The sequence below is a fragment of the Neobacillus bataviensis genome, assembly GCF_019969725.1.
The window spans coordinates 41,108-54,549 of sequence record NZ_JAHXYW010000011.1; the positions used below are offsets into that span (position 1 = coordinate 41,108).

11 protein-coding genes are annotated in these 13,442 nt (G+C 40.0%); 1 reads left to right on the top strand and 10 read right to left on the bottom strand.

The window, feature by feature from the left end:
• Nucleotides 1-17: 17 nt before the first annotated feature.
• The 8 genes from LC455_RS22910 to LC455_RS22945 all read right to left on the bottom strand — a co-directional run bounded on the left by LC455_RS22910 (nt 18) and on the right by LC455_RS22945 (nt 10,471).
• Nucleotides 18-917, bottom strand: a complete 900-nt coding sequence (locus LC455_RS22910) for a carbohydrate ABC transporter permease (protein WP_223594587.1) — start codon at nt 915-917, stop codon at nt 18-20.
• A 61-nt stretch (nt 918-978) separates the two neighbouring features.
• Complete coding sequence (locus tag LC455_RS22915; protein ID WP_223594342.1) at nt 979-2,244, bottom strand: ABC transporter substrate-binding protein; 1,266 nt, start codon at nt 2,242-2,244, stop codon at nt 979-981.
• 137 nt (nt 2,245-2,381) lie between these two features.
• On the bottom strand, nt 2,382-3,506 hold the full coding sequence (locus tag LC455_RS22920; protein WP_223594343.1) for a response regulator: 1,125 nt from the start codon (nt 3,504-3,506) through the stop codon (nt 2,382-2,384).
• Nucleotides 3,506-5,218: a sensor histidine kinase gene (locus tag LC455_RS22925; protein WP_223594345.1), complete on the bottom strand. Its 1,713-nt coding sequence runs from the start codon at nt 5,216-5,218 to the stop codon at nt 3,506-3,508. The genes LC455_RS22920 and LC455_RS22925 overlap by 1 nt, the downstream gene beginning before the upstream one ends.
• Before the next feature lie 141 nt (nt 5,219-5,359).
• Nucleotides 5,360-6,532, bottom strand: coding sequence for an ABC transporter substrate-binding protein (locus LC455_RS22930; RefSeq protein WP_223594347.1), 1,173 nt, complete (start codon nt 6,530-6,532; stop codon nt 5,360-5,362).
• A 381-nt stretch (nt 6,533-6,913) separates the two neighbouring features.
• Nucleotides 6,914-7,726: a VOC family protein gene (locus tag LC455_RS22935; protein ID WP_223594349.1), complete on the bottom strand. Its 813-nt coding sequence runs from the start codon at nt 7,724-7,726 to the stop codon at nt 6,914-6,916.
• A gap of 46 nt (nt 7,727-7,772) precedes the next feature.
• Nucleotides 7,773-8,171: a hypothetical protein gene (locus LC455_RS22940; RefSeq protein ID WP_223594352.1), complete on the bottom strand. Its 399-nt coding sequence runs from the start codon at nt 8,169-8,171 to the stop codon at nt 7,773-7,775.
• A 113-nt stretch (nt 8,172-8,284) separates the two neighbouring features.
• On the bottom strand, nt 8,285-10,471 hold the full coding sequence (locus tag LC455_RS22945) for an alpha-galactosidase (protein WP_223594354.1): 2,187 nt from the start codon (nt 10,469-10,471) through the stop codon (nt 8,285-8,287).
• 112 nt (nt 10,472-10,583) lie between these two features.
• Between LC455_RS22945 and LC455_RS22950 the strand changes: the two genes are divergently transcribed.
• The gene (locus LC455_RS22950) at nt 10,584-10,826 is read left to right on the top strand and encodes a hypothetical protein (protein ID WP_223594356.1); all 243 of its coding nucleotides are present in this window, start codon (nt 10,584-10,586) and stop codon (nt 10,824-10,826) included.
• A gap of 98 nt (nt 10,827-10,924) precedes the next feature.
• Here LC455_RS22950 and LC455_RS22955 read toward each other — a convergent pair whose 3' ends face one another.
• Nucleotides 10,925-11,680 (bottom strand): NRDE family protein, encoded by a 756-nt coding sequence (locus LC455_RS22955; protein WP_223594358.1) that lies wholly within the window; start codon nt 11,678-11,680, stop codon nt 10,925-10,927.
• A gap of 38 nt (nt 11,681-11,718) precedes the next feature.
• Entirely contained in the window at nt 11,719-13,344 is a 1,626-nt protein-coding gene (locus LC455_RS22960; protein WP_223594360.1) for an ATP-binding protein, read from the bottom strand.
• Between the last annotated feature and the right edge of the window lie 98 nt (nt 13,345-13,442).

Genomic DNA, 13,442 nt, shown 5'->3' on the forward strand with positions numbered 1-13,442 from the left:
GTCTTGGGTCATGCCGACTATTTATTTTTGACTTCTCCTTCGTAATACACCCAAGCAGATGATGACTTAAATACAATAAGCGTTAACACTAAGACAATGACAAACATAAACCAAGCATTAGCAGAGGAATAGCCCATTTTAAAATACTTAAACGCATTCTCATATACATACATCGCATAGAAGTAGGTGGATTTGAGCGGGCCTCCTCCCGTTAATACAAGAGCCAGCGTTAATTGCTGAAAGGCGCTGATGATCGTTGTTATTAAATTGAACAAAATCGTCGGCGTAAGCATCGGAATCGTAATTTTGAAAAATTGCTGAATTTTATTTGCTCCATCAATCGAAGCCGCTTCGTATAACTCGCCGGGAATCGCCTTTAGTCCTGCTAAAAAGATGAGCATCATCGTGCCCTGTCCCCACAGGCTGGCAATAACCATTGCGATTAAAGCCCAGTTCGGGTCATTGAGCCAATCGGGACCCTTTACCCCGATAAGGGACAAAAAGTAATTGAGAATCCCATATTCTCCGTTATAGACCCATGCCCAGATCATCGCGAGAGCGACACCTGAGATAACTGACGGCAAATAGAAGAAAGTACGGAAGAACGAATATCCTTTTACCTTTTGGTTTAATAAAATGGCCAAGAAAAGAGCGGTAATGATATTAAGCGGGACAAAAAGGGCAGCAAACTTTATTGTTACCCCTAGTGACTCCCAAAATAACGGGTCTTCGGTAAACATAGTCTTATAGTTATCTAGACCAATAAACTTTGCCTCGCCAACGATCGGCCAATCAAAGAAACTAATAAATAGGGAGTAAAGCAATGGTCCGAGCGTGAAAGCTAAAAATCCGATGATCCATGGTGCGATAAAAAGGAGGGGGACAATGATGTCCCACCGTTTTTTTGTTTTTTTGATGGTTTCGACAGGTGCAGCTGCGGCATAAACGGGTTTCAAAAAAAACACCTCTTTTTAATTTTTACTGCCCAACGTATTTCTCTGAGTCCTTCACTGCTTTGTTCATTAATTTATCGGCGTCCTGGCCAAGCATGACGGCATTTATGGCAGCTGATAGATTTCGGTTGATTTCATCCCAGTTTTTGTTTAACAGGAATGCGGGTGTATCATTGGATCTCTCTAGCATTTTGTAGAAAGGACTGATTAATGGGTCTTGTTCCGTTTTCATTTCTTTTACGACACTGATGCGAACTGGTAAGTCTGCTGTTCTCATTTTGATCGCTTCAGCGGAGGAATAGAATTTGACAAATTCCCATGCTAACTTTTTGTTTTTAGAATCCTTTGCAACGGAAACTGCTGAAGAAGCAATGACCCCTTTGACTGGTTTCCCTTTAAAGGCTGGCATTTCCACTGTTCCAAAATTTACCTTTGCTTCTTTAAAGCCCTCTAATGGCCAAATTCCGCTTTCCCACATTGCAAGCTTCCCTGCTTTAAAAATATCGTCGCCGCTTTGTTGGTTTTTGCCGCCAACAAGTACAGCACTTTTATCCTTCACCATATCTCCGAACATTTTGATGGATTCAATCGTTTCCGGGCTATTCATGTAGCCATTGATTTTCTTTCCATCTTCACTGATAAAGCTTGAGCCATTGCTCCATACAAATCCTTGAAGATCATAGGTATCCGGCTCTGGTCTTACCCCAAATCCATATTGCTTCTTCGCTGGATCGGATAATTTCTTAGCTGCTGCTTTAAAGTCATCCCAGGTCCAGCCATCCTTAGGGTAAGGAACACCCGCTGCATCAAATAAATCCTTGTTGTAGTAAACTACCCTTGTCGTAAATCCAGCCGGCATGCCGTATACTTTTCCATACATGCTTGAATAGTTGAAAAGGCCTTGGTAAAAGTCGTCCATGTCCATTTCTGCATCGCTTTTGATAAAGTTATCGAGTGGCTCAAGCGATTGAAAATAGGCCGGAAAATTCCACATATACATAACATCAGGAGGATTTTTCGCTCCAAAGGATGCGGCCAGCTTTTGATCAAATCCATCGCCGTACGCTTCAACCTGCACTTTTACATTCGGATTTTTTTCTTCAAATTTCTTTGCAATTTCTTCTTGAATTTTCAAGGCTTCACCTGAATCCCAGGTTGCAAAACGAAGGGTGGTTTTTCCTTTGCTATCCTTTGCTGTTTGGTCAGATCCGCTGCTTGATTTATTGTCTGAACAAGCGGCTAGAGCAAAGACCAAAATTAATACCAGTAATGTCGTGAGCCATTTTCTCATCTAAAATCCCCCTTTTTTTCTGTAAACATAATAGAAACCGCTTTCATTGTAACGTGAATGAAAGCGGTCTTGAACTTAATTTCATCTTATTCTTTTGGTAATATTGTTTGAATTTTCCCAAAATCGAGGGAAATTTGTTAGCTTCTATTCGTCTTTTTGTTTTGCCGGTAATCCGATGGGGTAACACCGATACATTTTTTAAACCATTTGCTTAAATATTTTCCGTCCTGAATGCCTATTTTCTCCCCGATTTCCTGAAGGGTCAATGACGTATTTTCAAGCAGGTCGCAAGCTGCCTGTATTTTTAGTTTTTCAGTAAAGGAAATAAAGCTTTCCCCAACCGTTTTTTTAAACATCGTACTAAAGTGACTCCGGCTTAATCCAACTTCATTTGCGATAAAAGTAGAGGAAAGGGATTCATGCAAATGCTCCATGATGATTTGCACAGCTTTTTGGATTGGCTGCGGCCAGTCCTTCATCGAAATCTTAAATTGTTTTTCAAACTTTAACTGCCGGTATAGGGCTGATACTCCGTTCATCCATTCCGTTATCCCTTGATTAGGGCCATTTACGTTCCAGCGGATGGAGGCATCTTTACTTCTGGCTTCAACCAGTTGATGTTCAAACACCTCTTTGGCTGTTTCCGGGATAAAGATAAAGGCTTGGTCTTGCCCGCAATGAATCTTTGCCAATTGTTTTTCCCCAACAGGCCACTTTTTATGAAAATTTAGTCCATTTACGAGAAAAATGGAAAAGGGTTCCTTCATCCATTTCCAATCCTCATGAAATTTCTCGTCTAATTGTTCGAGAAAGGAGTTTTCAAAACCACATAGCCATTCATAAAAATCCTTTTCTAATGATGTGGAAGATTGAGTTTTCCCGGAACCTGTTAATTCATTTTCAAAACGTTCGAGATATTCCTCAAACTGCTGGTCTTGGAAGGCTGTTTTCAAAATATACCCGGAAGCACCAATATTCATCCCTTCTTGTGCATAAGTAAAATCCCGGTGACAGCTTAACAATAATATTTTTACAGCAGGGGAAGTCTGTTTTATTTTTCTCGCGAGTTCAATTCCAGTCATTTCAGGCATGACAATATCTGTTATGACTACTTCAGGGGAATGCTCCTGAAAAAGCTCCCATGCCTTTTGCCCATTTGGGGCATCGGCAATAACCTCCATATTAAATTTTGCCCAATCCACTGTGGCGATTAATCCCTTTCTTACAATCAACTCATCATCTGCAAGTAATACTTTGATCATCACAGCTGCCTCCTTTTCGGCCATTTAATCCTAAAAATTGTCTTTATTCCTACTACAGATTCAATAGATAAGCCATACTCTGATCCAAAATGGAGCCTTACACGCTGATCGACATTATAAACGCCAATTCCTCTTCCTTTATCATCTGGATGTGCCGGGGCTAACAGTTTCGTTGCCGTTTCTTCATTCATGCCCTTTCCATTATCCGTTAAGGTTAGTTCTAAATGGTCAGGTTTTTCGGATACCATGAGCTCGATTCTTCCCTGCCCGTCTTCAAAGGCATGGAAAAAGATATTTTCAAATAGCGGCTGCAGGGTCATTCTCGGGATCAAATCGTCCAAGCATTCAGAATCGATTTTTTCGATATATTCAAAGGTAGGTCCATAACGAACCTCTTGAACTTTCAAATAATGCTTTATCGTCTCAAGTTCTTTTTTCAACGGAATTAACTCGTCCGAAAAATTTAAATTCTCATGGAGAACCTCTGTCAAATGATAGATCATTTCTTGAACCTCTTTTGTTCCTGACAGCCTAGCCTTCCATTGAATCGAGTTTAAGGTGTTAAATAATAAGTGCGGATTAATTTGATAATGGAAAGCCCGCAGCTCCGCATGTCTTTTTAGCCGCTCTGTCTCGCTCATTTGCTCGATTAAGCCTTTAATTTGATTGACCATGTCATTGAAGCTTTGAGCCAATACCCCTAATTCATCCTTTGATGTAACCGCTATCTGGGTATTTAAATCCCCTTTACTTACTCGCTCCATCGAGAACTTCAGGCGTTTGATTCTTTTCGACAGCGGGACTGAAAGAAATACCGCCAGAATACAGACTAAGAGAATCGAAAATAAAATGGCCAATAATGTATATTGGTAGATGACATTGGAAGATTGATAATAGTATTTTTGCGGTATCCGGACAACGATATCCCAGCCATAGGCTTCAAAATGATTATTCCAGACAATATCGGACTTTAATTTTTTAGGAGCGTTTTTTGTTTGATATACAACCTGATGCTTTCCATTTTTAAGAGTGATAGAGGCATGGAGTTTATTTTCTAAAAAGTTAATATAAGAAAACAATTCCTCTGCGTTTGTTTCGACCAACAGTTTACTTCCCTTTAATACACCAAACTGACTTTCAATCGGAAAAACAAGTCCCATAATCTTTTCATCTTTTCTTCCGGTATAATAATGGTCAGAATTATAAAACCCGATCCACATGTCCCCCTCTTTTAGGCGATTCGCTTCTTTCCAGAAGGGCTTTTGAACGAGCTTATGAATATCAACACGATCATTGCCATAATAGTAGCCTGTATTGGTGATTAAATAGATTCCCTTCGTATTAAACGTCTTATGTGCCTCTAAATACCTTTCAAAATTCTTATTTTCAATAAATCCCGCATACGTACGGGGGATTTCCTCTTTTAATATGACAAGGGTAGGATCTGATAAATAGTGGTTAATATCCTTTGAAATGACATACATTTGCTCAAAAGTATTTTCGATTTGTTTGTCGAGCTGGGAGACAGAAAACTTTTCATACTCGTTATATTGTTTATTTACGATTTCCGAGGATTTTTCATAGGATAAATACCCAAAAAGCCCTAATGGAATTAAGGCTACCATCAGGAAAAACAACACCATTTTTGTACGAATGCTGCCAAAAGACAGCTTTTTCACCTTTAAAACTATAATGTTTAGAAAATTTTTCATCGGAATCACCTTGAGGTTTCTTTAAACCTAATAATATCAAAAACATTAAAAATAGAGTGAAAATATTATTGTGGAAAAAAAGGGGAAATAGAAAAAGTGAAACAGAAGGACGAACCCTTCCATTTCACTTTTCACGTTTCTTTAAGGATTAACTTTTGTGTTAAATACTTGTTTGCCGTCTTTATATTCTAAAACTGTTGCTGATTTTACTGGGTTATGATTTTTATCGATTGTTACAACACCGGTAACTAGAGATAAGTCTTTTGTTGCTGCTAAAGCATCTTTGATTTTAGCTGTATCTGTGCTGCCTGCACGCTTGATGGCATCTGCTAATAGATAAACAGTATCATAGCCTAGAGCGTTGAACGCATTTGGTGCTTCGCCATTGTACTTTTCTTTGAAGGTAGTAACGAAATCTTGAATCTTCTTATCTGGGTCTTCAGAAGAATAGTGGTTTGTGATGAATGTGTTATTTAATGCATCAGCACCAGCTAATTCTACTAGCTTTGGAGAATCCCAGCCATCTGCACCCATTAACGGAACATTAAGACCAAGTTCACGAGCCTGCTTAATGATTAAGCCCACTTCTTCATAGTACCCTGGAATAAAGACGAATTCCGGATTCTTGGATTTGATACGAGTTAATGTAGCACGGAAGTCTGTGTCCTTCGCAACATAAGCTTCTTCTGCTACAACCTTGCCGCCTTCTTTTTCAAATGTTTCTTTGAAAGAAGCTGCCAGCCCTTTAGCATAGTCACTCGCACTGTCAGCAAAAATAGCTACATTTTTAACCTTTAATTCTTTCGCCGCAAAGTTAGCAGCTACTGTTCCTTGGAATGGATCAATGAAAGAAGTACGGAAAACGTATTCGTTTAATTTCCCTTTATCTGTCACCGTTACATTTGGGCTTGTCCCAGATGGAGTTAATAGAACTGTTTTTGTATCGTTCGCAATCTGCGCCTGTGCCACTGTATCGCCGCTTGTTGCAGCACCAATAATTGCAGTTACTTTGTCCTGGCTTGTTAGTTTCACTGCGCCGTTTGTTGCTTCGGCTGCTTCTGATTTATTATCTACCTTGACAAGATCTATCTTTTTGCCATCTACTCCGCCTTTTTTGTTGATTTCAGCAACGGCAATATCTATTCCTTTTTTCAGTGACTCCCCGTAAGAAGCAACACCGCCTGAAAGCTCTAAGTTTACACCAACTTTTATTGTTTTGCCCCCCCCTGCATTTTCCTTTGGAGCGGAACAACCTGCTAATACACCGGCCAATAATGCTGAGGCCATAAACGTCTTAGCCCATTTTTTCTTCATGTATGACTCCTCCTTATCTGATTTTTCTGACAAAACAAATCGTGGTATAGTACCCTATCATTTTATAAATATTTTTGTTTAGTCAATTTACTTAATCTATAAATAGTATTCTAGTACAAGTTATTACTTTCGTCTAGTATATTATTTTATTTATTTAAATATTTCTGAAATTATTGATTTATCTGTTATTTTGGTAGCGTTTTCATTTGGAATTGCTATATAGAAATCATATCAGTCAGGGATTTCCATTTATTCAAAAAACACCAAGCCTATTTCTAAAATAATAGTTTCATTATGTAACGTTATCGAATAGAAGCGTTTTTATTATTGCATAACACAGAAAACCCGCTGAATTAGATTCAGCGGGCTTCCTACCTTAAATTATTGAAAACTCAAATATCCATCTAGCTTTTTAAAAAAGCGACTCTGATTCGTTCCAAGGAGGTTTACCAAAAATGGTGTTTCCCCTTTTTCTTTTAACACCTCTTCTACATAACCTTCTCCTATAGGCGTACAGAACAACAGATTTGTTCCAGACAATTCGATTTTTCTGCATCTGGCATTTAATTCTTGGTCAATAAACTCGGCACCTGGGTGAAGGTCCAGCATCCGCCCCCACGTTTTCATCGTTTGTTCTAAATCCCGGACGGCAAAACCGACGTCCGCAAATTTTGGCTGTCCCAGGCTATGATTTCCGATTAAACCTTGCTTCTCTAATTCGGACATTCTCTGTTCATCCGACTTTTCCCATTGAATAAAAAAGGGAAGAGCAAGCTCATTGCCGGTGATTTCCGGGAACAGCAGTGACCATTTAATGATTTCACCATCTGCCCGAGCTCTTTCTCCTGGGATTGGGCCATAAACTGAAAACCCATCCGCTTTCAGCTTTATTGCTAATTTCTCAATGCTATCGGTACGAATAGCTATTCTAGCAGGACCCTCCCCGCTTGCTTTTGGCAGTTGTTCGACGATATGGGTAATCAACCTGTTTTCATCATGTTTTTCAGCAATCGATTCATTTTCAATCCCTAAAAACTCGATATAGCTTAAGCCAAAATAGCTAAGCGTATTATAGGTCCCCCATTTTTCATGCCGGCCGCCATTCGCTGCGTGAATTCCCATTTGTTCAAGAATAGGAATCGCTTCTTCAGGCTTCTTAGAAAACCAGACTAGATGATCAAAAGAGAATTTCATTGCTTATTGCACCTTCTTTATTTTTCTAATTCAAATTGATAGCAGGTTACACCCTCAACCTGTTTAAACCCTTCCTGAATGTATAAGGCCTGTGTAATGGCTTATTTGCCAATGGGATAAAAATAAACACCTTATTTAATCCGCTAGTATGTTTTATAAGTGATTCTAGCAGCTGATCGTAGAGTTTTCGATCATCGATTTCTGAATGAAAAATACGAAAACGCGCCCTTTTGCCTCTTCGATTGTACTCATCCATTATCAGTGAGGCTGCGGCTCGGATCTCCCCTTGTTGGTTGGTCGCAATGTATGTAGGACTTTCGGAATCAGGCTCAAACTTTTTTAAATGCTCATCATATAAAAAGGAATCATCGACTTCTTTTCTATGCCTCTTACAGTATTCAACGAAATCCTTTACTCTGGCACTTTGCAAGGCTTCTATTTTCATTTGCCCCTCACCCCTTTTATCGTTAAGCCATCACCATTTTATCACGAATGAATTTTATCAAAAACACTAAAAATTGCGAATAAAGATGGAGCGTGAATACACGCTCCATTCGATTAGGAGACTATGAGCTGAAATATAAAGGAAGCATAATCATGTTTAATCAATGGAAGTCTGATGCCAATTTTCATTAGTTCATCACCAGAGTATTCGTTCAAGCCTTCGTCTATTCTGTATTTCATCGACGGATGAAGTCCGGACAGTTTAAGACGCATAAAGGGCGGGTTCGGTTCTGCCAGTGTTTTGTAGTAAAAAACAACCGCCTTTTTCTTATTTGGTGCTACATACATCCATGCTGTATCCATTCCTTCGAATGGACTTAACAGCCTGAACAGGTCGCCAAAGCAAACGAGATCTTTGATTTGATGATAGAGTTTGATTTGCTCGGTAACGACCTGTTTATCAGGGCTGCTAAGCTTATCTATATTTAATTCAAAGCCAAAATTGGCGGCCATGGCCACATGGCATCTCATTGTTAATGGAGTTACTCTGCCTACCTGGTGGTTCGGGACATCGGAAACATGGGCCCCCATTGTAATCGCTGGGTAGACAATGCTTGTTCCATATTGGATTTTTAACCTTTCGACAGCATCGGTATCATCACTCGTCCAGGTTTGCGGCATGTAATAGAGCATGCCCGGATCAAAGCGTCCGCCGCCGCCGGAGCAGCTTTCAAATAAAATATGTGGAAAACGCGTTGTCAATGTTTCTAGTATCCGATACAGCCCAAGCATATAGCGGTGGGCTGTTTCCTGCTGTCTTTCAGGTGGCAGTCCAGCTGAGCCCACTTCGGTCATGTTTCGGTTCATGTCCCATTTCACATACGAAATACGTGCACTGGTGAAAATGTTGGTGAGTATTTCAATTATATAATCGCATACATCTGCCCTGCTTAAATCTAAGATTAGCTGATTTCTTGAAAGTGTTCGGTTCCGTCCTGTCACATGTAGACACCAATCGGGGTGTTTCCGATATAAATCACTATCAGGCGAAACCATTTCCGGCTCTACCCATAGGCCGAATTTCATTCCCTTTTTTATGACATAATCAGCAAGTCCAGCTAAACCATTAGGCAGTTTTTTCTGATAAACCTGCCAATCGCCGAGCGAGGTCTTATCATTGTCACGATGCCCAAACCAGCCGTCATCGAGGACAAACAGTTCGATTCCAAGTTCTCTTCCGGCATCAGCAATTACCTTTAATTTTTTTTCGTTAAATTGAAAATAGGTAGCCTCCCAGTTGTTGATGAGAATCGGGCGTATTTTATCGCGGTAAACGCCGCGGCATACTCTTGTGCGCATTAATTTATGACAGGTTCGCGACATTCCGCCAAGGCCCTCTGAAGAATAAACCATTATTGCTTCTGGTGTTTGGAAAGCTTCTCCTGGGTTTAACCGCCATTGAAAATTAAAGGGGTTAATGCCGATGGATAGTCTCGTGGTTTGAAATGGGTCTACTTCAATGGAGGCTTGGAAATTCCCGCTGTAAACCAGGCTGAAGCCATAAACTTCCCCCTGCTCCTCGTCGGCGTTTTTGGAAAGTAGGGCAACAAAAGGGTTATGCTGGTGGCTGCTCGCCCCTCTTGACGAGGAAATGGATTGAATTCCATGGGTTAATGACTTTCGCTCGATATGACGCTCGCGTCCCCATGTTCCATATAGATGGAGCCAGTCCCAATTCGATTGATGGAAATCGACTGACATGCTCATACATTTCAAGATTTCAACTTTCTGGGTGCCAAGGTGTTCAAACGAAACCGATCTAGTGACCACATCAAGGTCGCGGTAAATCGAATAATGGAGATTCATCCCCACTCCTTGCATGGAATCTACCAAGTTGATAATTAGAGTTTCCGCCTCAGACTCATCTTCGATATATGCTTGCGGCAGTCCCTTTAGTCTCGGTTTCCCTTGAATGATCTCATGTGAATCATAGACAAATTCCGTAACAGTAGAACCATCTGCTGTACGAAGCTGGTATGCTGGTGTCCTGAAATCTCCGTTACCAGACGCTGGATATTCCTGTGGCAGGGTGTCGAGTGAAAATGCCGGTTTACTTGGTTCTGTTGTTGGCGAAAATGCCCTGCCTTTATATTGAAGGATGGAAGATGGCTGCAGCACCTGCACCCGCTTACCCCAGTATAAATGTGCCGGATACTTTCCATGAACAATTTGAATGAGATAGCTTATCTTGTTATTGTATAAATGGAAGATTCCTTCCTTTTCATTCCAAGTGATTGGCAATCGGCTTTTTCCCTCCTATTGTTAATTTATATTTAAAACAATGTAATATTATCTGTTTATGTTACCTGCTTTTTGTATATGCTATGTTCGATATGAATTTGGAGGTGTTTTTATGTCAGAACTAGAGCCAGTGGAATATGAAACAGGAACTGCCGTGCGTGATTATGACATTATTGAGGTTACCCAAACGGCAATGGGCTATGAAGTGCTGCTGGATATTAACTTAGACAGCGGTTATTCATTAACCGGCACAAAGTTGGAAATTACGCATGAGGATTTACAGGGATATGAGACGAATGAAGTGGAAGAAGGCATTAAATATGCGCTAGGGTTTTTTGGGCATTTATCTCATTAAAAAAAAATGTAATCAAACGTTTGATTAGTTTTTCTACAAACAAAAAACCGTTGTGTACCAAGGGTTTAAGTCTATTTAATCAAACGTTTGATTAGTTCTTAAAGTTCAATTGTAAAGTGTTGGTCATTGACCTGACCATTTGTGAATACCCGCTCAATATACTTTATTTCTTTATCTGACATTAGCATAATGGTAGAACTTCGAGTTCCATAATGCTCGCTTTTGATAAACAAAGGAGAGAGCATTCTTTCCAGATCTAATGGAACACCTGTGTTTGGTAGAAGTTCATCAGAGGCCGCTTCGGAATATTGTAGAAGCGCAAAGAGATTTTCAACCATATCCTCTTGCTTTCCACCGATAATTTTTGATAAGCCATCCTTACCTATCTTAACTTTAGGCCACACGGTATCTAGTAAATGATTGCTGACACCATAAATACCAGGCTCTAGCTTTTGGAGCTCCTGCCCAATATTTGAATAATAATAGAGCTCATCAGCGTCTCCTGCTAGTAAGTTATAGCCGGGATACTGGGCATTGTTTTCCGCAAGCATTGCCATATAGTTCTCTAGAACACCATCGTATTTGAGAGCATCTGCTACCAATTCACCTCGAGATCGTTTTCCCTCAGTTAACTCTTTGGGGTTGCGATAATTGGTTAAAGCAGCGAAACGACCTTGATCGGTCACTCCCATCCACGTTCCCATCTTTTCTAAATCCCTTCCGGCAAGAATTTCCGGGCTATCCTCCCAAAAATGAGCCGGTGCAGTAGGCCGATTATAAAACTCATCTCGATTTGCCGCCACAATCAACTTATATTCCGGATGAACATTGTAAGCAAACAAAATTAAACACATTAACAACCACAGCCTTTATGTCAATTTTACAAAAAAACTTATTTTACCAGTGGCAGCTTGATTCGAACTAGAGTTCCTTCATTTTCCTTACTAGTGTAGGTGATGGTGCCGTTGTGCTGTTTGATGATTTTGTGGCAGATCATGACGCCGAGGCCTGTTCCTTTTTCTTTTAGGCTATAAAATGGTTCACCTAATCTTGGAAGCAGATCTTCAGGAATCCCGCAGCCTTGGTCCTGAACAGAAATAACACAATCTCCTTCTGCCCCCTTTGAAAGACTGATGTGAATATCGCCGCCATCCTTCATGGCTTCCATCGCATTTTTAAGGATGTTTAGAATCACCTGCTTTAATTGATTCTTCTCACCGGTAATAAAATAAGAGGATTCTTCGGACTTTAGCTGAAATTGAATGCCGTACATTAAAGCCTCCGGAGCCATCAACTCAAGAGTATTTTCAATTAAATCCCGTACATTTATCCGATTAAGCTGGACCGCTTGCGGCTTTCCTAATGATAACAGTTCAGTCGTAATCGATTCAATCCGTTCTAGTTCACTCAATAACAATTCATTAAAATCAAAGGTCTGAATTCCGCTTTTATAAAGCTGAACAAACCCTTTTATCGTTGTAAGAGGATTTCTGATTTCATGCGCCACTCCGGCCGCTAACTCTCCAACAATCGATAACTTTTCAGACTGTAGAAGAATTTCTTCCGATTTTTTTCGTTCAGAGATGTCTCGGCTAATGATCACAATATGCTCAATGGTTTGTCTGTTACCTTCTACTGGCATACACCGAGACTCAAATTCGATCCAATTTCCTTTACGATGCCGGAGACGGAATTCCATCGAGTAAGACTCTTTATTGTCAAACATCCTATTTAAAGCAGTTTTAAACAGGCAGACATCATCCGGGTGGATAAACTTACATAATTCAACCTTTTCCAGTTCAGCACTTTGGTAACCTAACACTACCTCATGGGAAGGAGAAAAATAACTAATGCTATGATCTTGGTTCATCAGCATGATCAGGTCTGATGTGTTTTCGGCAATCAACCGGTATTTGGATTCACTCGCCGCAAGTGTCATCTCCATTTGCTTTTTCTCTGATATGATTCTGTACAATTTCATATAGGACTCGATTAATAGTCCCCCAAGGATAACTCCCAGCATCACAAACAACATATAAGTAATATGAAAAAATGGCTTATCCCTAAATACATTAAAAATGAATGGCACCGTAATGACATATATGGCCACATACGCACTAAATAAAATGAAGCATCTTTTTACTGGTGTAAAACGCTTACAGGAGAAATGGACAATTAAAAAAACAATCAAAATGAATAGCCAGCCACTAATGGCAGGTGACCAATGACCGCTGGAAAACAGCCTTGCCGCCAGTGCACAAGTCCCAGCAAGCGCTCCTGCTGCTGGCCCTAGGTAGGCAAAGGTTAAAATAACCGATGCATATCGTATATCATATGAATACCCTTGCTGTTGAAACGATAACATAACAAGAATAATTGATACCAATCCGGCATATAAACCGCCCCAAAGGCGTACCTGCTTTATCAGCTTGTCATTAAAGATTGACTGGATCACTAATGGAGCGCTTACCAGTAGTGAAAAAATTGAGAGATTACTAATATAGTCTAATAGAATCAACAGACTCCCACCCATACTTCGTTGAATTCATCGTATTTTCTTTAATGATAAACTAGTGAATTAACTATTTCCATACTATTTAACAGCTTTTATCTGGT